The sequence below is a fragment of the Mesorhizobium sp. WSM4841 genome (assembly GCF_055811515.1).
The window spans coordinates 13882-35029 of sequence record NZ_JBVVQC010000040.1; the positions used below are offsets into that span (position 1 = coordinate 13882).

At 59.3% G+C, this 21148-nt stretch carries 14 protein-coding genes, 4 pseudogenes and 1 riboswitch; of the genes and pseudogenes, 10 read left to right on the forward strand and 8 right to left on the reverse strand.

Going from position 1 to position 21148, the window contains the following annotated elements:
• The first annotated feature begins 665 nt into the window (after window positions 1-665).
• Window positions 666-1751, forward strand: coding sequence for a cytochrome-c peroxidase (locus AC0L14_RS30765; protein WP_473751742.1), 1086 nt, complete (start codon window positions 666-668; stop codon window positions 1749-1751).
• A 620-nt stretch (window positions 1752-2371) separates the two neighbouring features.
• The gene (locus AC0L14_RS30770) at window positions 2372-3058 is read left to right on the forward strand and encodes a transposase (protein WP_473751743.1); all 687 of its coding nucleotides are present in this window, start codon (window positions 2372-2374) and stop codon (window positions 3056-3058) included.
• Between the two features lie 191 nt (window positions 3059-3249).
• Window positions 3250-3366: riboswitch (TPP riboswitch) on the reverse strand.
• A 187-nt stretch (window positions 3367-3553) separates the two neighbouring features.
• Here the strand turns inward: AC0L14_RS30770 and AC0L14_RS30775 are convergent.
• Window positions 3554-3742 carry a hypothetical protein gene (locus tag AC0L14_RS30775; RefSeq protein ID WP_473751744.1) on the reverse strand — a complete coding sequence of 63 codons (189 nt, stop codon included), beginning with the start codon at window positions 3740-3742 and terminating at the stop codon, window positions 3554-3556.
• Window positions 3743-3906: 164 nt separating this feature from the next.
• Entirely contained in the window at window positions 3907-5382 is a 1476-nt protein-coding gene (locus AC0L14_RS30780) for an NAD-dependent succinate-semialdehyde dehydrogenase (RefSeq protein WP_473751745.1), read from the reverse strand.
• 505 nt (window positions 5383-5887) lie between these two features.
• On the opposite strand from AC0L14_RS30780, the gene AC0L14_RS30785 reads away from it, so the two are divergent.
• A complete protein-coding gene (locus AC0L14_RS30785) occupies window positions 5888-7801 on the forward strand; it encodes a putative bifunctional diguanylate cyclase/phosphodiesterase (protein WP_473751747.1) in 1914 nt (637 codons plus the stop codon).
• An 895-nt stretch (window positions 7802-8696) separates the two neighbouring features.
• On the opposite strand, the gene queE is transcribed toward AC0L14_RS30785, so the two are convergent.
• From queE to queC, 3 genes are read right to left on the reverse strand one after another with little or no spacing between them, the layout of a single operon-like run.
• A complete protein-coding gene (gene queE / locus AC0L14_RS30790) occupies window positions 8697-9434 on the reverse strand; it encodes a 7-carboxy-7-deazaguanine synthase QueE (RefSeq protein WP_473751772.1) in 738 nt (245 codons plus the stop codon).
• Window positions 9431-9787: a 6-carboxytetrahydropterin synthase QueD gene (gene queD, locus AC0L14_RS30795; RefSeq protein ID WP_473751748.1), complete on the reverse strand. Its 357-nt coding sequence runs from the start codon at window positions 9785-9787 to the stop codon at window positions 9431-9433. The genes queE and queD overlap by 4 nt, the downstream gene beginning before the upstream one ends.
• Entirely contained in the window at window positions 9787-10485 is a 699-nt protein-coding gene (gene queC, locus AC0L14_RS30800; RefSeq protein ID WP_473751750.1) for a 7-cyano-7-deazaguanine synthase QueC, read from the reverse strand. The genes queD and queC overlap by 1 nt, the downstream gene beginning before the upstream one ends.
• Window positions 10486-10765: 280 nt before the next feature.
• Here queC and AC0L14_RS30805 point away from each other — a divergent pair, with 280 nt between their 5' ends.
• The 6 genes and pseudogenes from AC0L14_RS30805 to AC0L14_RS30830 all read left to right on the forward strand — a co-directional run.
• Window positions 10766-10993, forward strand: a complete 228-nt coding sequence (locus tag AC0L14_RS30805; RefSeq protein ID WP_473751752.1) for a CopG family transcriptional regulator — start codon at window positions 10766-10768, stop codon at window positions 10991-10993.
• Window positions 10990-11342, forward strand: a pseudogene (locus AC0L14_RS30810) (TA system VapC family ribonuclease toxin); the annotation flags it as partial. The gene AC0L14_RS30805 and the pseudogene AC0L14_RS30810, both read left to right, overlap by 4 nt.
• Window positions 11343-11626: 284 nt before the next feature.
• Window positions 11627-12487: a site-specific integrase gene (locus AC0L14_RS30815; protein ID WP_320237185.1), complete on the forward strand. Its 861-nt coding sequence runs from the start codon at window positions 11627-11629 to the stop codon at window positions 12485-12487.
• A gap of 10 nt (window positions 12488-12497) precedes the next feature.
• Window positions 12498-12710 (forward strand): annotated as a pseudogene (locus tag AC0L14_RS30820) (transposase zinc-binding domain-containing protein); the annotation flags it as partial.
• 76 nt (window positions 12711-12786) lie between these two features.
• Entirely contained in the window at window positions 12787-13953 is a 1167-nt protein-coding gene (locus AC0L14_RS30825) for an IS110 family RNA-guided transposase (protein WP_473751755.1), read from the forward strand.
• A gap of 295 nt (window positions 13954-14248) precedes the next feature.
• A pseudogene (locus AC0L14_RS30830) lies at window positions 14249-15259 on the forward strand (IS91 family transposase); the annotation flags it as partial.
• A gap of 404 nt (window positions 15260-15663) precedes the next feature.
• Here AC0L14_RS30830 and AC0L14_RS30835 read toward each other — a convergent pair.
• The 3 genes from AC0L14_RS30835 to AC0L14_RS30845 all read right to left on the reverse strand — a co-directional run bounded on the left by AC0L14_RS30835 (window position 15664) and on the right by AC0L14_RS30845 (window position 19854).
• Window positions 15664-16977 carry an HlyD family type I secretion periplasmic adaptor subunit gene (locus tag AC0L14_RS30835; RefSeq protein WP_473751757.1) on the reverse strand — a complete coding sequence of 438 codons (1314 nt, stop codon included), beginning with the start codon at window positions 16975-16977 and terminating at the stop codon, window positions 15664-15666.
• 27 nt (window positions 16978-17004) lie between these two features.
• Window positions 17005-18714 carry a type I secretion system permease/ATPase gene (locus tag AC0L14_RS30840; protein ID WP_473751773.1) on the reverse strand — a complete coding sequence of 570 codons (1710 nt, stop codon included), beginning with the start codon at window positions 18712-18714 and terminating at the stop codon, window positions 17005-17007.
• Window positions 18715-19008: 294 nt separating this feature from the next.
• Window positions 19009-19854 carry a calcium-binding protein gene (locus AC0L14_RS30845; protein ID WP_473751758.1) on the reverse strand — a complete coding sequence of 282 codons (846 nt, stop codon included), beginning with the start codon at window positions 19852-19854 and terminating at the stop codon, window positions 19009-19011.
• A 532-nt stretch (window positions 19855-20386) separates the two neighbouring features.
• Here AC0L14_RS30845 and AC0L14_RS30850 point away from each other — a divergent pair.
• A pseudogene (locus tag AC0L14_RS30850) lies at window positions 20387-20819 on the forward strand (DUF4158 domain-containing protein); the annotation flags it as partial.
• Window positions 20820-21148: the final 329 nt, after the last annotated feature.

Consider the following 21148-nt stretch of genomic DNA (forward strand, 5'->3'; position numbering starts at 1 on the left):
GCTACGCTAATATGGCGGCCGCCGCCGTTTAGATCAAGAACCTTGGCTCGCTTTACGAGGATTGGTCCAGTGGCCACAACTCGACGACACCGTGCGCAGCGCCGTCATGACGCTCACATCGATGATTGCGCGGCCGCTTCAACGCGCCGTCGGCTTACTGGCGCGATTGAGGAGCCGCGCGATCTGGAGGTCGGGCATTAGGCGCACCAGCGCGCGGACTAGCGTCAAAGTATCAGCGGGGACTGTCCAGGGATGCTTGCCGGCGGCGTTCATCTTGAACGTTAATACCGTGTGGTCCCCTCCGGCCAATGCAGGAGGCCGGGTGCCCATCGGACAAAGCGCTGAGGGACCAACATCTCTCTGTTTCAGCCAGACTGTTGGGTTTGTCAGATCCGCGACACCGGAGTACGGCTGCGCTTTGCTGCGAATTCGTTCAACTTATTGAATAATAGTAGAAAATCCCCCGGAGGTTCCTTCTGCTCAGTTGGCACGACTTTTGATGCCTCTCGAGAGGCGACAGGAGATTTCGACTGGCGTTCATTTGTGGGTGACATCGGGCGCAAGGCAACGAAGGAAGACAATATGTCAGGTCCGCGTCAGAACCAATTCTATGCAAAGAGGATTGCCGCCTGTAGCGCAAGGCGTTCACGAACCGCATATCAACAATGGCTTCCGTGCAAAACGCAGGGAGATCACTTGTGAAAATCCTATTCACTACGGTGGCTGTCGCGTTGCCGGCCATCGCTTTTGCTGCGCAAACGATCCCCGTATACCTCAGAGAAACGGCACGGGCCACCTTCAAGGCTCTACCATCCATCACGCCGACAGTCGCCAACAACCCGATCACACCGGAGAAGATAGCCCTGGGCAAGGCAATGTTCTTCGATCCACGCGTCTCGGCGTCAGGCGTCTTGTCGTGCAATTCGTGCCACAACTTGGCCACCGGGGGCGACGATAATCATGAAAGCTCGATCGGCCATGGTTGGCAGAAGGGACCGCGTAACGCGCCGACGGTACTGAACGCTGTCTTCAACATCGCGCAGTTCTGGGATGGTCGTGCGGATGACCTGAAGGCTCAGGCCAAGGCACCGATCCAAGCCGCTGTCGAAATGGCCAACACACCAGGTCAACTCATCGCTACGCTCAAGTCGATGCCGCAATATGTCGAGTGGTTCAATTCAGCTTTCCCGGGTGAAGCCGATCGCGTCACCTTCGAAAACGTCGCCAGGGCAATCGAAGCCTTTGAGGCGACACTGGTCACGCCGGCGCCCTTCGATGCCTTCCTCAACGGCGATGACGCCGCCATGACTTCCGAACAGAAACAGGGCCTGGCGCTTTTCATGGACAAAGGCTGCTCGTCCTGCCACGGCGGTATCAACGTAGGTGGGGAGGGCTATTACCCATTCGGCCTCGTTGAAAAGCCCAGCACCGATGTCCTGCCGGAAAACGACAAAGGCCGATTTGCCGTCACCCATGAAGCCGACGATTCCTATGTTTTTCGCGTGGCGCCGTTGCGCAACGTAGCACTCACCGCGCCATACTTTCATTCGGGCAAGGTTTGGGATCTGAAACAGGCCGTCGCCATTATGGGGACTACCCAGCTCGGCCAAGAATTGACGGAAAAAGAAGTCGACCTGCTCGTTGCCTTCCTTAATTCGCTGACCGGAAAGGTACCGGAGGTCGCCTATCCCATCTTACCCGCCGAAACGCCGACAACGCCTCGACCTGTATTGCATATCCTCGCGCAATGATTGGCCGGAGCTGGCTAGGGAAGGTCGCAATCAGGAACGATTGCGACCTTCACTGGGACGACACGATCATAACTTACGGCGAAGCCTATCCAACTGGAGCTAGGGGGACTTTCATTTCCGAATTCAATTGAAACGCTAAGTGAAAACCTGACCGTCGACGCCCACTTGCGTCACGACAGCATGACCGCCTTGCCGGCCACGTCGATCAGACGCTCCGACTAGCCGACTGTGTCGATGATGTGTCGTTGCATGCACCCCCGCGTTAGATTCGCTGACAAGCTCGCAACCATCTGATCGAGCCATCGCGGAGAATATTCCGCGCGGCGTTGGCGTGCGCCCAGCAGAAACCGCCATGCCTTCAGATCCACCCTTCAAAACGTGCTCGATGGTGTTGCGACGCGCGAGCAGCTGTTCCAGCTCTGCAAACGCATCGATATGAAAACAAAGCTGCGACCAGCCAGCGACGTGGCTCGAACGAGCATTTGTCAATGCACACCGCAAGTGCCGCTTGCTCTCGGGCTATCTCATCCATATAGCTCGGCGCAACAGAGGAGGCGCCAGTTGTTCAGTCATCGTCAGCCGCGACCTCCTGTGCAATTCGTTCTAACAAGGAAGAAACTATGAGGCGGCAGCCCCGACCTTTCACTGTGCAGGTCAAACAAAAGCGCAATTATCAAAAACGGGGCCGTTCCATCTGGAGCGATGTCGATCTCTCCGCAGCTATAGCCGACACAACAAGGGAGCTCAAAGAAATGGATCTGCCAAATCGTCGGCTGATTGACTCTAATGTCATAGCCCTTGATGCTGAACACGCGCACAAACCGCGAGCGGAGTATCTCATGGCAAATCCCCTAGACGCTGAATCAGTAGAAACTGCAACCGAACACGCTCCCAAAGGAAGGACGCCTGAAACGAAGAAGAAAACCCCACCGTCGCCGAAGGCAAAGACTGAGCCTGGTCGCAAGAATGGCGCCAATACGGCGTCCCCGGCCAAGGAAGCAACAGCAACAGCAGCGGCCGTGCGGAGCGCCCGGAAGGTCTACTCCGGAAAAGAGCGCGCCCAGAAGCTCGCTCAGGTCGAGACGTCGATCAGCGGCGGCACCACTCTCAAGAGCGCCGTAAAGCAGGCCGGTATATCGGAACAGACCTATTATCACTGGAAGAAGGCCGCGGCGCCTACATCCGATGGCGACGATCTGAAGGACCTGGTCGCCCTCGAGAAAGAAAACAAGCGATTGAAGAGCCTGCTCGCGGAACGCCTGCGCACAGAGAACGCGGAACTGAAGAGGAAGCTGGGGCTGAAATAAGGCTTCAGAAGATGCCGCCATTCGGCCGGACGGATCGTAGAACTGTGACCGAAGGCTCGCCGGCTGTCGGATGGACGGAGATTTAGCGCACCAGCACCCTGATCTGCGGGTGGATGGCACCGGGCTTGTGGATTTTCCGCGAGGCGGGCAATTCGGCCTGCCCACTTACAAGGTTTTCGGGCATGGGACCCCGCAAAGCGCTCGCACCGTCCCTACGCCAGTATGAACTGAATCAGGCTCAATGGGTCACTGCGTCGCGAAAGCCAGCAGTATCTCAGCCCCTTGCCGGGACTCCCCTAGTGAATGCGTCAAATCGAGCGGGCGATCGGCCATCTTGTTAAGCGCATTCGGCTCGCGGCCGTCATCGGCGGCCGGTCGAACCCGAGGGACGCTCGCGCATGTGTCGGCGACAAACCAAGCTCCGGAAACAATGGGCGGATTAAGGGGACCGCCGTGCCGTCGGACTAAAGATCAATTCTTATGATGATCACGCCTTCAACCGCCACCAAAGGTTTGCCCGTAGATCGCCTCGATCCGCCCTGCCTCGTCATTGGTCAGCGCGGCGAATTCCTTATTGCGAGCACGGCTCGACCAGGTGGCGAGCACGCCCCTGTACTCGTTGATCTGGTCCAGTATCGCGGCCGAGACAGGAAAAACCACTCCCGGCGGATTGAAGCGGTACATGGCAAGCACGTGGTGAATCGGGTAGCGGTGAATGCGGCCGGAGGCAAGGATGGCGGCGGCGATGACAGCAGGTTTTGCGCTGGGCCTTGATCGAAGGCCACCATTCCATTGATGGCCGCGGCAGATTGTCAGGGCAAAGTCAATGGGACGCGGATGCTGCGGGATTATAGCCCACCCATGCACAGGTACTTCATTTCGAGATAATCCTCGAGGCCGTGGCGCGACCCCTCACGACCGATCCCTGATTGCTTCATTCCGCCAAAGGGTGCGGCCTCGGAGGACATGCGTCCCGTATTGATGCCGACCATTCCGTATTCGAGGGCTTCAGCCACGCGCCACACACGCTTTAGATTGGAAGCGTAGAAGTAGGCTGCAAGACCGTAAATCGTGTCATTCGCCTCGCGCACCACCTGGTCAGGATTGTTGAAGCGGATTATGGGAGCCAGCGGTCCGAAGGTTTCTTCCTGAGCGACCCGCATTGTCCTTTCGACGTCGGTGATCACCGTGGGCTCGAAGAAGGTTCCCGATTCGCCGATACGGTTGCCACCGCAACGGATCTTCCCACCCTGCCGCACAGCATCGCGAATATGATCTTCAATCTTTGCAAGCGCGCACTTATCGATCAGGGGACCGATCGCAACTTCTGGCTCGAAACCGTCACCGACGCGCAATGCACTGACGCGCTTGGTGAATTTGTCGGAGAATTCATTATACACGCTGGACTGCACGTAAAGCCGATTGGCTGAAACGCAGGTCTGGCCGGCATTCCGAAACTTTGCCTGTACCGCACCATCGACGGCAGCGTCGACGTCTGCATCATCAAAAACAATGAAAGGAGCGTTACCACCAAGTTCGAAGCTGGTTCTTTTGATCTGGTCCGAACACTCCCTCATGAGCAGCCGCCCTACCTCGGTCGACCCAGTGAAGCTGATCTTGCGGACCTTCGGGTTCGAGCAAAGTTCACGCCCAACCGCATCGCCTTCCGATGCGTAGATCAAGTTTAGAACGCCATCGGGAAAACCTGCCATCCGGGCAAGCGTGAACATAGCACCCGCGACAAGCGGTGTTTGCTCCGCTGGTTTCAGAACAATCGCGCAGCCGGCGGCAAGCGCCGGCGAAATCTTGCGAGCCACCATCGAGGCGGGAAAATTCCAAGGAGTAATGGCGCCGACAACACCGATCGGCTGTTTGATTACCAGCATACGCCTGTCGTTAGAAGGCGGCGAAATCGTCTCGCCATAGATGCGATTGGCCTCCTCGGCATACCATTGGAGGTAGGCTGCGGCATGGGCGATTTCAGACTTCGCCTCTGCAAGCGGCTTACCCATTTCAGCCGTCAAAATGGCTGCAAGATCCTCGCTGTGGTCGAGGATCAGTTGGTGCCATTCCCATAACATGTCGGAGCGCTCGCGCGCGGTGAGGGCCGCCCAATGTTCCTGCGCAGCTTCCGCCTTGTCGATTGCCCTGGAAACGTCCCGGACATCCATATCTGGAAGCTCAGCCAACAGCTCGCCTGTTGAGGGATTGAACACTGAAAAACGCCTCGTGGCTTGCTCCGCATTGCGATCAGGCACACCGGCCAGATCGTCAAATAGCTCGGGATTTTTGAGACGTATCGTCAGCGACTGTGTCACGGTCAAACCGTGGTCCCCCCTTCATGGGTTAAGTTACTAGCTGCGCGAATGTACTAATAGGAACACCTTTTGCCGGACCATCGGACGAGATCGTTCCGGCCCTCCGTCTTTGCAAAAGCAGCTTCCCGACTGATTAGCCGAGAGCAATGACAGCCTCAATCTCGATTCGCGCTTCGGAAGGCTTTCACTTCATGACAGGCACACGCGGGATAGGGCTCGTGAAGAGCATCGCGAACCCCTTTTGCATCGCCCCCGCCCAACCGTCGACAAGCGCTTGCACGCCCAGCGCGGCTCCGTGTCGCACTTCCCAGATCGCGGTGCCGTGCAGAATCCAAAATCGGGACACCAGGTTGACGCCGCTTTCTTCGCCCCGCTGATTAGGGGCTCGGCAGACATTTCTTTGGCTAAGCGACCCAAAAGGCTGATACCCCGCTGAATAGTTAACCCGCCCTTCAGTGGGTTTGCATAGATTTTCGCCGCGAAAGAAACCTGGAAGCAAGCTGACTGATCTATGGCCCTGAACAAAGAAGACGCGCTGGATGCCAGAATTCTTCAGGATCAGCTTGCTGACCTGAGGGCCGGTCTCTTCGTGTCAATGCCGATAAGCGCTATCCTATCAGGCCTGATTTTGATGGTGCAGGCCCTTTCTGGCGGCGGCTTTGCCGCCGCGATCTGGTTCTTGGTCGTCAATGCCATAAACGCCGCCCGCCTTGCACTCGCCCGTTATCAGCTAAAACTTAGAGAGACGGGGCACCAGGACGATCTGACAGCGGTTTCGCTGCGGCTTCGCTGGTTTGCCATCCTTGCTCTTCTGGCAGGGATTGCCTGGTCCTTTCTTGCCGTCCTCACTGGTGGATACACGACACCTCAAGCACCGCTGCATCTGATTATTTTGGCGGGCATTTCAGCTGGTGCGGTTACATACGGCAGTTCATATGCCGCGACAGCGACCAACTTCATCACGCCGCCGCTCCTCATCGCGGCGGGGTGCCTGTCGGCGAAAGGCAACTTTGAAGATTATATTCTGGCTTTTACCGTTCTGCTCTTCATGGGCGGCTTGGTTCGAAGCTCGTTTGTAGGGCAAGCTCGCTTCCGCGAAGCAAGCCGCCTGAGACATGAGGCCGAGCGGCTTGCGGCGGAAATGGAGCGCAATTCCAGGGAGGACCACCTAACGGGCCTTCTCAACAGACGGGGCCTCGAACACGCAATCGGTCAGTTCGAAAACACAGACGGCCCCTTCGTCGCAATGCTGATTGATCTAGATGGCTTCAAATCTGTCAACGATACCTACGGTCACAGGACCGGTGATGAACTGCTCGCCATGATCGCCCGCCGGATAGAGGAGGAAGCGCCGGAATGCTCAACGCTCGCCCGCATCGGCGGCGATGAGTTCGTGCTGTTTTTTCCCTCGCTCAGAAATTCGCTTTCTCCCAGTAACCTCGCATCCAACATCATAGCCAAAGTTGCCCGCCCTTATCCTAAGGTCGCGTCCGTCCGGATCGGTGCATCTATAGGAATATACCTAGCTGAAAGGCCGGTGCTGACGGAAATGTTGCTGCGGGCGGATGTCGCCCTTTACACGGCCAAGCGTCGTGGCCGGAACGAATTTTGCCTGTTCGATGCCGAACTCGACAGGGAACTGCAACGCCGCCAGTCCATCGAACGCGACCTTCATTCGGCGATAGAGACACGAAGCTTGGGCCCTTGGTTCCAGTCCATCGTAAGACTCGACACCGAGGCCGTGGTCGGTTTTGAAGCCTTGCTAAGGTGGTCCCATCCGATTCATGGTGCCATCTCTCCACCCGAAATCATGATTGCTGCACGCGAAACCGGAATGCTTCAGCTGCTAACTCAAACGGTATTCACCGACTGTTGTGCTCTTATCGACGGCTTGGTGAAAGCTGACCGTCGTGATGTTCGTGTGGCGATGAATGTTTCACCGCGTGAACTGGAAGCCGGCGATATCGACGACATGGTTCTGGATGGTCTGGCGGCAAAAGACCTCCCTGCAACGATGTTCGAAATCGAGATTACCGAAGAATCCCCAGTGGATCCGGACAGAGTGGATGAAAAGCTCGGACGCCTTTCACATGCCGGCATTTCCATCGCGCTCGATGACTTCGGCACCGGCTTTTCCACGTTGGCATCGCTCAAGGACAGTCGGATACGCAAGGTGAAAATAGACCAGGGCTTCATTCGCGGACTGGCCAGGTCCCGGGAGGACCGGCTGCTTGTCAAAACGGTGATCGATCTTGGTAGGACGCTCGGGATCGAGGTCATGGCCGAGGGCGTCGAAACAGAGGCAGACCGGCAAATTCTGCACAAGCTTGGCTGCAGAACCGCTCAGGGCTTCCTATTCTCCAAGGCGGTGCCTTTGAGCCAAGCGCTTGAATTGGCGGTGAAAAGAGCACGCGATCGAGTGTAACCGGAACCCGCCATCGCTGACTACATCAAGGAGAGCGTCAAAGACGGGATGGGTGTTGGATCGGACATGAGGTAACAGCCGTGTCTTGAGCTCGTTCATGGCTTCGCCCATTTTACGCCTGCAAATGTGCGATCTTTTGCATGACACTCCGGCTTCACTTCCGCTCGACCGTCTACGCCTACGGGGATTACGCATCTACCGCTCGCGGTAGTCGGCGAGATTGCTGAGCGGCTCAGCCCCATCGATCTCCTCATATTGTCGCAGTCAAATCCCAAGCTGCGTGACGTCGCCAAGGAAACCCAGGCGCTTGGAAAAAGGTATCAACGGGCTATCCGAGTTCAGGCCATCTGGAATAGGTTGATTCGACACCATGATGACGAGAAACCCTTTGCCGCGCTGATATATCCGACGTGATCCAAACACTCGCGTTGAATTTCAATTGCGTCACCCGAGTCAGCAGGCACAACTCGTCGCGGTGGTCGAGGGCTGATTGATCCCCCGGAGGGCAACTGGGCCCTGGAACAGATCGGCGCGAACTTGGCAGGACTCGCGCCCGGGCTCCAGCAGCGTCTCGTCGCCCTCGCCGGGGGGCTGGAGACCCTGAGCATCCCGCCTCGGGGCCTTGGAGCATTGGAGGGCTTGCGCCCGAGCTCCAGCAGCGTCTCATATCATCAGTACAGTAAGATCGCCCTTGAGAGGCCGTCCTAAAAGGCTTGGCGAGCTTGGGCTTGAGCTAAGTCGCCCATGAGAATTGCGGGTGATGGGAACCGGCATTCGTTGTTCTGCAGTTAGGCGGGCAACACGTGCCAAACCAAGTCGCAACCCCCTACGGAAGCGGTTCATCGTCGCCCTGGCAGATATCCATGCTGCCAACGAAACACTGGCCAGTGTGGGCTTAGACGCCCTGTCTGTTTCCCCAAAGCAGAACATGAAGCTGCGGCAGTACACGCGCCTGCCACCACCTGTCGCGGGTCACCTTTTCGACCAGCCATTCCATGCGCTTCATCACTCCGACCATGTCGATGAACGCGTCTTCGTCGCCGGGACGCGGCGGCGTGTGATTGCCGGGTTGCAGATAGACGGGTAAGTGTGGGTAGCGCGCCGCGGCGTCTTTGGCATAAGCAAAATCATCATCGTCGAAGACGACGAGCTTGAGCGCCATCTGCGGCTTATCCTGGGCCGCCTCGATGCAGGTGTCGAACACGGCCCAATCTGTCGTCATTTCGCTTGAGGGCGGCTTGGGGCTTAGCACCAGCACGTCGAGATCTGCGAACCATTCCTTAGGCACCGAGCCCTGGGTCTCCAATGCAAAGCGGTAGCCCTCACCATGCCCTCGGTCGATCAACTGGCCAAGCGGTTGGATGGCCGGATTCCCACCCGACAGCGACACCATCACAGGCTGATCGCCGGAAAGCGAAGCGACCTTTCGCCAGACCGCGTCAGGAGACATCATCTGCCATTCATGGCGGAAGCGACTGTCCACCGCATGCAAGCTGTCGCACCAGGAGCAGCGATAATCACACCCGCCTGTTCTTACGAACACCGTCGGTAAGCCGATCAGCATGCCTTCGCCCTGAATGGTCGGGCCAAAAATCTCGCTCACGCGGATTCGAGGATGCAACCCGCAAGTCATGGTCGGTATTCCGCCCAGGTTTTCGGCGTCTCGCTCACCCGCACGGCGGAGGTTTCGGGTAGCCGCACCTTGCACCAGTCGTAGAAGTGCCTGGCCAGACATTCCGCTGTGGCATGGTCATGCCCCAGCACGTCGTTAAGATGCCGATGGTCGAACGTCCCATCGATGTAGTGCTTGAACGCCGCCAGATCTTGGTAGTCGCGCACAAAGCCGTGTTCGTCCAGTTCGCCACCCGAAAGCTCCACTACGACGATGTAGTTGTGGCCGTGCAGGCGCGCGCACTGATGACCGGGTGGCAAGGAGGTGAGTTGATGCGAGGCCGAGAAGTGGAACTCTTTGGTGATGCGGAACATCACGCGCTCCTTATCCGGATGGCCTGTAGCCAGAAGGCTGCGTCCTCATAATCCGTCGGGTCGGCAATGCCGGCCAGATCGAATGCTTCGCGCCGTTCGACGCATGTCCCGCAGCGACCGCAATGGCGTGCGCCACCTTTGTAGCAGGACCACGTCGCCTCGAACGGTGTGGCGTACTTTGCCCCCTCGCTGACGATGTCGGCCTTCGACATATTCACATACGGAGCGTACAGGCGGATATCGGCGTAGCCTGCGAGCGCATGGTTCTGCATCGTCTGAAAGGCGTCGATAAAAGCGGGCCGGCAATCGGGATAGATGAAATGATCTCCGCCGTGGACGGCAGTGGCCACCGCATCGGCCTTCTGCGCGGCGGCAACCCCGAAGGCGATGGCCAGCATGATGGCGTTCCTATTCGGCACCACCGTGATCCTCATGGAGTCTTCGGCATAGTGCCCGTCGGGCACGTCCACATTATCAGTCAGCGCCGAGCCGCTCAGGTTCCGGCCAACATCGCGGATATCGACGATCTGGTGCGGAACACCCAGCCGCTTGGCGCAGATAGCGGCAAAGCCGAGTTCCTTTTTGTGCCTCTGGCCGTAATCGAACGAAAGCAGGCCAATGAGTTTCTGCTCGGTCGCCACCTTGTGAGCGAGCGAAACAGAGTCCAATCCGCCGGAGCAGATGACGAGGGCATTCATGGTTTGAGTCCTTGTTTTGACCGGGTAAGGCTGCGACCGGAGATTTCTCTGCGTTCCCACTACTCCACGGAGCCGGTTTTGTGAATGGGGTGGACTCTATTTAGACGCGTGTATCTTGGGCAGATTGCCGAATTTGGTCCAGCCGACCCGAAACTGCGATTTTGGCCAAGCGAACAACGTTGCGGGAGCGCGGTGTCGGGGATTGACGTTGCGGTTGAGTATCCCGTTCTCTGCTATTTGATGCGTAATGATTGATGCATGCCATGCTAAGGAGCGCGATATGAGAACCACACTCGCTATCGATGACGACGTCCTGGTCGCGGCCAAGGCCATCGCCCGGCAGCAGGATCGCAGCCTTGGCGAGGTCATCACCGATCTCGCCCGGCGCTCGCTGCGTCGGCCTCAAGCCGGCGGCGAGCGCAACGGCATTCCTCTACTGTCGCCTCGGCCGGATGCACCTCCTGTCACGCTTGAGACGGCCAATGCCTTGCGAGACGAACTGCATTGATGTTCCTGCTCGATGTCAATGTCCTGATCGCACTGATCGATCCTGGTCATGTCGCCCATGACGACGCGCATGGCTGGTTCGAACAGACCGGTAACGCCGCATGGGCTACGTGTCCCTTTACCGAGAATGGCGTCCTGCGCATCGTCGGCAACCAAAGGTATCCCAATTCGCCGGCTCGCCCGCCGTCGTTGCGCAAATCGTTACCAAGTTGCGGGCTCCGCACGGGCACAGCTTCTGGCCCGACGATGTGCGCCTGGTTGGCTCCGGCGGCATCGATGCAGCGAAAATCCTGACCTCGGCACAGGTCACGGATACGTATCTTCTCGCGCTCGCCAAGGCGCGTGGCGGGTGCAGATCGTTCCTGTTCTGGCTGTCTCGGATCAAGTCCTCATCGGGCGTCCCATGCAAGTGATCGTTGGAGTCTCTGCCACTGACTAGTGCCATGTGTCTTTCTCCTGTGTTGTGTCTGCTAGAGCGGGATGGGATTTGTAGGAGTCGTAGGATTCCCAAATCAGCAATGATCTGATTGAACTAAACCGCTGCCGCGGTAGCTGATGCGCGGGTCTGGCCTGAGGAGGCCCCTGACTGAGAAGATTTGGTGTCGAGCCAACCTTCCAGACAGGAGAACCCGAGATGGCCCAGATAAGCCCTCTGCGTCAGCGGATGATTGAAGATCTGACGATCCGCAATTTGTCACCGGAGACCCAGCGATCCTACGTGCATCACGTGGCGAAGTTCAGTCGATTTTTTGGACGATCACCCGATCAACTGGGATACGAAGAGGTGCGCGCCTATCAGGCCCACTTGGTGGGCCGAAGGGTCTCGTGGGGCGCGTTGAACCAGACGGTTTGCGCCTTGCGTTTCTTCTACGGCGTGACGCTGGGTCGATCTGATCTGCCTGAGCGGATCGCTTACGCCCGGACGCCGCGCAAGTTGCCGGTCGTGCTGAGCGCCGATGAGGTGGTCGGCTTTCTGCAGGCCGTGAAGGGGACGAGGAACCGGGTCGCTCTGATGACCACCTATGCGGTGGGCTTACGCGCCGCGGAGGCGGCGCGTCTGCAGGTGACGGACATCGATAGCAGCCGGATGATCATTCGCATCGAGCAAGGCAAGGGCGGCAAGGACCGCTATGTGATGCTGTCGCCGCAGCTGCTGGAGATTTTGCGCGTCTATTGGCGGTTGACCAAGCCGGGACGATGGCTGTTTCCCCGGCGCGATGGCCGCGGCCCGATCCATCCACAGACCTTGGGGATCGCCTGTCGAGCAGCCTGCGAGTTCCTGGGCGTTGAGAAGCGGGTGACGGTGCACACCCTTCGCCACAGCTTCGCCACCCACCTTTTGGAAGCCGGCACGGACATAAGGATCATTCAGGTCCTGCTGGGCCATCGCAGCCTGGCGACGACGACACTATACGCCCAGGTCTCAACGGCTGTGATCGGCCGGACCGCCAGTCCTTTTGACCAACTCCACATGGAGATTACGCCGCCCGGCTGAGCCGCGCGCCATGCGCCCGGATCTGGAAGTGGCGGATGTATTCCACCGTCACGGGGCTGATTATCGCCGCGACCATGCCGGCCATCTCGGGCGTGTCGAGCGGCGGGTCATGGCCGCGGTGGAGGCGTGCCGGACCGCGGCCTTGGGCGGTCACGCCGAACACTGCACCGACTGCGGCCTCGTGCGGCAAGCCTATAACTGCCGCAACCGCCACTGCCCTAAGATCCTATGGGCTGGTGGATAGCGACCTGCCGTCAGGCAGAATGGCGTTGCTAAACCCACTCATTCTGGAGACGACAATGCAACAGGTTGCAAATCGGCCGGAACAGGCCGCTATCCGCATCGATCTTGGCGCGATCTTTGTTTCGATGGAACTGTCTCGATCAAGTTGGCTGATCACTTCACTGTCGCCGGGTGGCGGGGAGAAGATGTCCAAGCATTCTCTGCGGGGCGGGGACGTTGCGGGACTCCTGGAGCTGTTTGCGACACTCCAGGAAAAGGCTCGGGCACGAACCGGCGAGCGCTTCCGGATTATTGTCATCCAGGAGGCTGGACTAGACGGCTTCTGGATCCATCGGGTGCTTCAGGGCGAAGCGATCGAGAGCCACGTGGTCGACGCCGCCTCGATCCTGGTGTCTCGGCGACGCCGGCGGGCGAAGACCGATAAGATCGACGGCGAGACCCTGGTACGGACCTTGCTGGCTTACAAGCGCGGCGAGCCGCGGGTCTGCTCCATGGTCAAGCCGCCGAGCCCCGAGGAAGAGGATCGCCGCCGAATCTGCCGGGAGCGCAAGACGCTGATCGCCGAGCGGGTGGAGCACGTCAACCGGATCAAGGGGCTGCTGTTCGCCCAGGGTGTCGGTGACTATGAGCCGCTGCGTCGCGACCGGCGCGCCAGGCTCGAGGGTCTGCAAACGGGTGACGGTCGCGCCTTACCTTTCCACCTGAAGGCACAGGTTGTGCGTGAGCTCGACCGGCTTGAGCTAATCCTGGAGCAGTTGCAAAAGGTCGAGGCGGCGCGCGACGATCTGCTGTTGGATCGGGCCAAGGCGAACGACCCGGCGCCGGTGGTTAGACTGCTGCATCTGAAGGGTGTGGGCGCTGAGTTCGCCAACGTACTCTGGTCTGAAGGTCTTTATCGTCACTTCGACAATCGAAGGCAGCTTGCGGCCTACGCCGGGCTTGCGCCAACGCCCTGGCAGAGCGGTTCTGTCGATCACGAGCAGGGCGTCTCAAAAGCGGGCAATCCGCGGCTGAGAGGAACGATGGTGCAGATGGCCTGGCTGTGGCTGCGACACCAACCAAACTCGGCCCTCAGCCAGTGGTTCAAACAGCGGGTCGAGCGCAACGGCGGGCGGCTGCGTAAGCCGCTGATCGTCGCCTTGGCGCGTAAACTGCTGGTCGCACTGTGGCAGTATGCGACCGCCGGTGTGGTGATGGAGGGCGCCATCATAAAGCCGGCCTGATCTGAAGCCAACTAAGCCTCTTTCGCCATCTGACGGGGCCTGATCAGCCCCGGCGGATCCAGGTGGACGAACCGGCCTGGCATATGGTCTCAACAACCGCCCCTAAGAATGGTCACGTCCCCCTGAGCCTAGCCGCCGTATGCGGGATAAGGGTGCAGCCGCCGCGAGGCGGCGACCGTATGTGAGTTTCAACCGAGCCAGAAATGCTCGAATTGGAAACAGGCTCAACCTCGGATCCGTAACAACACGAGGAGAGAATCCATGAAGCCGTAAGCCGTACACAATCCGGTTGACCCGAGTTCGCCCATGTGAGTGCCAAGGCCTAGCCCGCGCCCAGTGGCTGGCCGAGCGGCAGGCTGAGCTGCTGCCGGTCCCATACTTCCACGTGGTCTTCACCGTCCCGGCCCAGATCGCTGAGATCGCCTTCCAGAACAAGGCGGCGGTCTATGCGATCCTGTTCAAGGCCGCATCCGAAGCCTTGAGGGTGGCGGCGGCCGATCCCAGGCATCTGGGCGCCGAGATCGGCATGGTCGCCGTGCTTCATACCTGGGGTCAAAATCTCCACCATCATCCGCATGTCCACTGCGTCGTGCCGGGCGGTGGCCTGTCGCTCGAGCCTGCCCCGGGGAAGGCCGGGGACCGGCGATGGATCGCCTGCCGGCCGGGATTTTTCCTGCCCGTGCGGGTTCTGTCGCGCCTGTTCAGGCGGCTATTCCTGGAGCGCCTGCGGGACGCCTTCGACGCCGGCCAGCTTCGCTTCTTCAGCGATCTCGCCAGCCTGGCCGACCCTGCCACTTTCTGCGCCCAACTGGCTGGACTGAAGCGGATCGAATGGGTCGTCTACGCCAAGCCCCCGTTCGGCGGTCCCGAACAGGTCCTCGCCTATCTGGGCCGCTACACCCATCGCGTCGCCATCGCCAACAGCCGCCTCGTGAGCCTGGACCACGGAAAGGTCAGCTTCCGCTGGAAGGACTATCGCCACCACGACAAGTCCAAGCACAAGCTCATGACCTTAAGCGCCGACGAGTTCATCCGGCGCTTCCTGCTGCACGCCCTTCCAGACGGATTCCATCGCATCCGCCATTACGGCCTCCTCGCCAACGGCCACCGCGTCGCCAACCTCGCCCAGTGCCGTCTTCTTCTGGTGGCGCCCATGCCGCTGACGCCGGACCCGACCGCCGACTATCGCCAGCGTTATCGCTGTCTCACAGGGCGCTCCCTGGACATCTGTCCGGGCTGCGGCGGCGCCATGGCCTCGCTCGGCCCGATCCCGCGCAAGGCCCCGATCTGGCCAGACACCTCATGATACGCTGCCTACCGACACGCTCGCCCCGTCCATCCCGGCGTCTGCTACAGTCGCTGCCGGGCCTTTGCGCGCCGCTAGTCAAAGTCGCAGCCTAGTTGTCGCCAGCAACGCTGCACCTCAGCGTCAACGACCCAATGGCGCCGTCTCTCGCGTCGCAGATGGTCCTGCACCGCGACGACGGGCGACTGCCCCAGAGCGATCGGCGAGCCCGCTCCGGCGCCTCGGACACACTGTCGAGCCCTAAATCCCCATAGCCCCGCCCGCCATCCCGCGGTTCAGCTCAATCAGGCTTCAATGTAGTCGCGACCCGTGCGTGCCCACCCAATCGGGCTCGCGACTACACAGAACCCTCCAGATTCAACGTTTCGCAAAATAATGAGTTCAACGGCGAAAATGCCTATTTTCTATTCCTCGCGGAATGCGCGACTGATTTGGTCGGACAGCGGCTTCACAAGATAGGAAAGCGCCGTACGCTCGCCCGTCTGGACCATCGCTTCGGCCGGCATGCCAGGCACGAGCGTCAGGTCCTTGAGTTTCGTCAGTTCCGCATGCGGGATTGAGAGACTCACCAGGTAATAGGAAATGCCGCTTTTTTCGTCCGTCACCAGATCGGCTGCGATCCCGCTTACATATCCATTCAATTCAGGCGTGGTTCTCAGATTGAAGGCTGACATCCGCAGCACAGCCTTGTGAAGGAGCTGGATTTGGTCGATGTCCTTCGGGTTGATCCGCACTTCTAGCGTCAGATCGTCGCCTTCGGGCACAATTAGCATGATCGGATCGGCGGGCGTGATCACTCCGCCGACCGTATGAACTGCGAGTTGTTGAACGATGCCTGACTGAGGCGCGACAATATCGATTCGTCGCAGTTCGTCTTCAGCCGCCACCTTGCGCTCAACATATTCCCCTATCTGCGCCTGAACCTCTCTGAGCTCTTGGCCGACTTCCGTCTTGAGATCCTGATCGACCTGCAGGATCTGCAGGCGCGTTTCAGTTATGCGGCCTGCCGTCTGTGCCTGATAGGCAATCTTCTCACCGCGTTCGCCGCCGAAAGTGGCAACCTGCGTCTTAAGGCTATTCAAGCGTTGGTCCGAGACAATGCCTTGTTCGCGCAGCCCACTGAGGGCAGCAATTTCCTTTTGGAGAATCTCGATGCCTTTCTCGTAGGCAATTTCCTGCTCCTTGAGTCCCTCGATCTCGTGCTGACATTGAGCAATGCGCTCCGCTAGCTGGGCCTGTTTTCCTTCGCGGGATTGTCTACGAAATTCGAACAGCCGCGTCTCGTTGTGTATTGCCGCAGCTGCGTCCGAACCATCTCCGCGAGCGAGCAGCCAGTGGGGGAAGGCGATCTCCGCCAGATCGTCACGCTCAGCTTCCAATCGTGCCAGCCGGGCGGCCAGCTCATCGAGCCGCTTGGTGACGATGGCGAGATTGACGCGCGTCTGGGTGGCATCGAGCCGCATGACGACGTCGCCGGCTTTCACTCTATCACCTTCGCGCACCAGGATTTCTCCCACCACCCCGCCAGTTGGGTGCTGCACCTTCTTCACATGGGAATCGACAACAAAGTGTCCGGATGCGACAACTGCGCCGGAAAGATTCGTGACGGCCGCCCAGGCTCCGGCTCCTCCGACAACGATCACGCTGGCCACAAGGCCCACCAACAGGTGATGGCGAATGGAGCTGGAAACGTCATTGCTCTGATAAATGCCGGACATCGGGGCCACCATATCAGCACTCCCCTTTCATCGTGTGAAGACTTGTGCGCCTTGACGCATGCCTGGTGTCGTCGCTGCCCCTTTCAGGACCTTGGACAGCGCTTCATCACGCGGACCGAAGGCCCTCTGCCGCCCACCGTCCATAGTCAACACGTAATCCACTGCACGCAGGGCGCTCCGCCGATGGGCGACGACAACCGCAATGCCCTTCCGCTCGCGCACGGAGGCGATCGCCTCAATGACGGCGGCCTCGCCTTCCGCATCGAGATTGGCATTAGGTTCATCGAGCACGACAAGGAAAGGGTCGCGATAGAGAGCACGGGCAAGACCGATGCGCTGACGCTGCCCGGCGGAAAGTGCTGATCCGGCCTCACCGATCGGAGTTTCGTAACCGTACTCAAATCGGAGGATGAGCTCGTGGGTCCCTGCGGCCTTCGCTGCGGCGACAATAGCGTCAGGGTCAGGACTATCTTCAAAACGAGCGATGTTTTCGGCAATGGTGCCGTCGAACAGTTCAACGCCTTGCGGCAGATACCCGATATGACGGCCCAGTGCTTCCCGGTCCCATTGATCGAGGCTTGCGCCGTCGATGCGAACCTTTCCGGCGGCCGGGGCCCATGCGCCGACAAGGGCGCGCGAGAGCGTCGACTTGCCGGAACCCGATGCGCCGATGACGCCCAGTGCGCTTCCCGCCTGAATGGCAAACGCAAGGCCGGTCACGGTCGGCTTCCTTTCGCCGGGCGGAAAGATTGTCACGCTTTCGACGCGCAGTTCGCGTTCAGGTGCAGGCATAGGCATGACAGGAGCAGTTTCGGGGATCTTTGCCAGGAGGTCCTCCAGCCGCGCCCAGCTCTGGCGCGCCATGAGGAAGGGTCTCCAGTTTGAAGTGGCCAGATCGACCGGAGCCAGCGCACGCCCCATCATGATCGAGCTGGCAATCATGACCCCACCCGTAGCCTCCTGCCTGATGACAAGGTATGCGCCCAAGGCAAGGACGGCCGATTGCAGCATCACACGCAGCGAGCTTGAAATGCCGCCGAGCCCACTTGCCACGTCCCCGGCTTTCCGGCTGGCGGCCAAATACTTGGCATTGGCTTGGTGCCATCGGGCAGCGATTCGCTTTCCGAGACCAAACGCCTGCACGACCTCGGCATTGCGGCGCCCTGCTTCCAACAGGCGATGACGTACTATGTTGTGGGCTGTTGTATCGCGTGTCGGCCGTTGCGAGAGAGCATTGGTAAGAAATGTCATAGATATCAGAACGACCGCTCCGATAGTCACCGTCACGCCGATCCAGAAATGAAAGAGGAAGCAAATGCCAAGATAAAGCGGCATCCATGGCAGATCAAAAAAGGCCGTCGGACCTTTTCCACATAGGAATCCGCGAACATTGTCGAGATCGCGAAGCGGCTGCAAGCCGTCGCCCGGCATGCGCATTGAAAGCGGAAGCAGAACGATAGCATCGTGAATGCGTCCGGAAAACTGTCCGTCGAAACGCTCGCCGATCCGCAGCAGCACGCGGGCGCGCAGAACTGCGAGCAGGCATTGGAACGCACAAAGCCCAGCAGCAAGCACGGCGAGCCCCACCAGCGTCGGTACGCTGCCACTTGCCAGAACGCGGTCATAGACCTGCAGCATGAACAGCGGCGAGGTCAGCGCAAGCACATTGACCACGCCGCTTATCAACAAAATTCCCCCAATGGTGGAAGTCAGACCGGAAGGTCTCAAAGCTGAAATATTCGAGGGATGGTTGCTCAGGGATGCCTCCGTTAAACTGTTAGCACAGCACGCGTAGTGCTCGCCGAAGGGGCAGCGACACTGATCGCATCGGCTCGCTCTCAGCGATCAGTGCTCCGCGCCTGCCGTGAGGGCCCGAACAGCCTCACCGCCTGAATATTTTACCTTCAGTACGGTCTACGACCAGCAGCCCTTTATCAAACTGGACACGCTGCGCCCACGGCCAACGGCAAGTAGTGGAAAGGAATGCGCCCCCACGTGGGGGGCGCGCGCGTCCCGTATGGACTTTCCGAATCAGACGAAGGTAAAGTCCGAGGCTGTCAGGCCCAGCCCGGCCAGGTCGGCCAAACTGTCCACACCGCCCAGGTGGGTGAAGTCCTCCGCCTGGTTCTCGGCGGTGACATAGGCCAGACTCGCGAGTCCCGTTCTGCCGTCGTGGTAGACGATGATGTCGCCGACGGTTTCGCCGGAGATGGCATTCGCGGCGTCAGAGGCAGAGGTGAAAGATTTGTCGGTGATCACCACGACGTGCTCGCCCTTCGCATCCGAGGCCGCACCGCTGTAGAAGCTGCTCACCGGGTAGCCAGACTCTGAGCTGGCGTTATTGATGAAGTTTGCGCCAAAACCATCGTTGTAGAGGCCCACGGCGTCGAAGGCGAAGGTATCCTCCTTCGGATCGAAATCTTTGATAGTAGTGATGTCAGGAACACCGGTTCCTTCCAAGTCTCCCCCAGGCCCCTCAGGCTCCCCAGGCCAAGGCTCAATATCCAGAATTGGATCGTGGAACTGGAACACGAAAGTGTCATTATCGGCCCCGCCTCTCAGATAGTCCCTGCCGTCACCTACGTAGATGAAATCGTCGCCGGGACCGCCGTCGATCTCGTCATTGTCCTGACCGACGATTCGCGGTTCGTAGCGGCCGTTGTCGCCGGAGAGATGGTCAGGGCCCTGTTCGCCGAAGATTCGGTCATTGCCCTCGCCGCCGATGGCTCGGTCACTACCCTGGCCGGCCAAGATCCGGTCACCGCCGCCACGACCTTCGAGCCAGTCACCGCCATCGGAACCAAGTATATCATCATCGCGGTCTCTGCCGAAGACGGTTTTTCCTCCCCTCGGACCACCCTGGATAAACTTTTCCATCGCAAACACTCCTTCTGATACAGCCCCCACGCCACCTGGCGAGTTCATATTCCTCATCAGACAATTGGAAAAATAGATTTATTCGATAGAAACATTTACGAAATGGATGTGTGACGTCGGCTTCGTCCTTCTGCGTTGCAGTTGCCGGTCTCGATGGCGGCAGGCGACTTGGCTACTCAGCCGACCGGTCTTGAAAAGTCGGTTCGTCAAACCGGACGAACCATGGTCCAGCGGTCAGAGGGCAGCGGCGATTAAGCCGTCACCCAACTGACGCTCCCGCAACTTCAGCAGTTTTGAAAGGGCTAATTCATGTGCAAGAAGCTTCGCTTTCTTTGGACCGCCGCGCTCGTGCTTGTTCTCACGGTCCCAGCTCGCGCAGCAGGCTCCGGCATGCCCCGGGAACAGCCGCTGCAGCAGATCCTGGCCCTGTCGGCTCGAAGCTGGGATTTTGGCCAAGTTGAAGAACGTTGTGGGAAAATTGTCCCGCTAATTGCGGGGAATGACAGTCTGCTCCGAATTATGGAGTAGGCTGATGGGTTTGAGTATTTCGAATGAGGATTTTATCGGGCGTTGGAGCCTGAGCTTTTCCGACATGGATTTGTGAACGGCAAGCCGGCCCCGGCGCTACTGGGATTGGCGGTTCAGCTTATTACTTCGCCGCACACGGCTTCTTTGTACAGGACCACGCCTCGATCCCGACCGACAGCGTTTCCTGGCTGGCTGAGCAGCTTGGCGTCGAATGTGACGCCGTGAACCAGTATGATTTCTCCGGTCGGACTGCGCGCCGGCATTGTGCCGAGATTTTGCAGTATCTCGGCTTACGGCGCCTGAAACGGCCCGATCGGGAAGAGCTGACATTGTGGATCGCTGGCGAACTGTGTCCGACCGGGCAATCGGTTGGCGCCATGCTCGAGCAGGTTTTTCTTTGGTGCCGGGACCGTAGCATATACGGCCCGCGCGAGCGGCGCGAGACAGGAGAACAGGATGCCTGCGCGTGCGATCGCTCGACCGGCCAGAAACTCGGGACGGCTTATGGATGATGCTGGGGACACATTGGCAGGGCTCGCTTGGCAAACCCGGCAAAGGCATTGCGCGCCACGCTTGTCGGCTGACGGCTGTCGTGTGCTTGTTAGCTCGCGCGAAGGAGCTGTTTCATGCAAGCTGCGGCGTTTCTGCGGCCATTCCAAAACTCGCCAGCGACAATCTCCTGCACGAGGTAGGACCCATGCTTCCACGTTGGTCAGGTCATTCGCGGAGGAGCACTTTTCCCGGTATCGGCTGCCGACCGAACATA

What these genes read in the sequence shown, in the direction of transcription:
- AC0L14_RS30765 (WP_473751742.1), top strand. Translation starts at nt 666, where the DNA reads ATGGCTTCCGTGCAAAACGCAGGGAGATCACTTGTGAAAATCCTATTC.
- AC0L14_RS30770 (WP_473751743.1), top strand. Translation starts at nt 2,372, where the DNA reads ATGAGGCGGCAGCCCCGACCTTTCACTGTGCAGGTCAAACAAAAGCGC.
- AC0L14_RS30775 (WP_473751744.1), bottom strand. Translation starts at nt 3,742, where the DNA reads ATGTACCGCTTCAATCCGCCGGGAGTGGTTTTTCCTGTCTCGGCCGCG.
- AC0L14_RS30785 (WP_473751747.1), top strand. Translation starts at nt 5,888, where the DNA reads ATGGCCCTGAACAAAGAAGACGCGCTGGATGCCAGAATTCTTCAGGAT.
- queE (WP_473751772.1), bottom strand. Translation starts at nt 9,434, where the DNA reads ATGACTTGCGGGTTGCATCCTCGAATCCGCGTGAGCGAGATTTTTGGC.
- queD (WP_473751748.1), bottom strand. Translation starts at nt 9,787, where the DNA reads ATGTTCCGCATCACCAAAGAGTTCCACTTCTCGGCCTCGCATCAACTC.
- queC (WP_473751750.1), bottom strand. Translation starts at nt 10,485, where the DNA reads ATGAATGCCCTCGTCATCTGCTCCGGCGGATTGGACTCTGTTTCGCTC.
- AC0L14_RS30805 (WP_473751752.1), top strand. Translation starts at nt 10,766, where the DNA reads ATGAGAACCACACTCGCTATCGATGACGACGTCCTGGTCGCGGCCAAG.
- AC0L14_RS30815 (WP_320237185.1), top strand. Translation starts at nt 11,627, where the DNA reads ATGGCCCAGATAAGCCCTCTGCGTCAGCGGATGATTGAAGATCTGACG.
- AC0L14_RS30825 (WP_473751755.1), top strand. Translation starts at nt 12,787, where the DNA reads ATGCAACAGGTTGCAAATCGGCCGGAACAGGCCGCTATCCGCATCGAT.
- AC0L14_RS30835 (WP_473751757.1), bottom strand. Translation starts at nt 16,977, where the DNA reads ATGTCCGGCATTTATCAGAGCAATGACGTTTCCAGCTCCATTCGCCAT.
- AC0L14_RS30845 (WP_473751758.1), bottom strand. Translation starts at nt 19,854, where the DNA reads ATGGAAAAGTTTATCCAGGGTGGTCCGAGGGGAGGAAAAACCGTCTTC.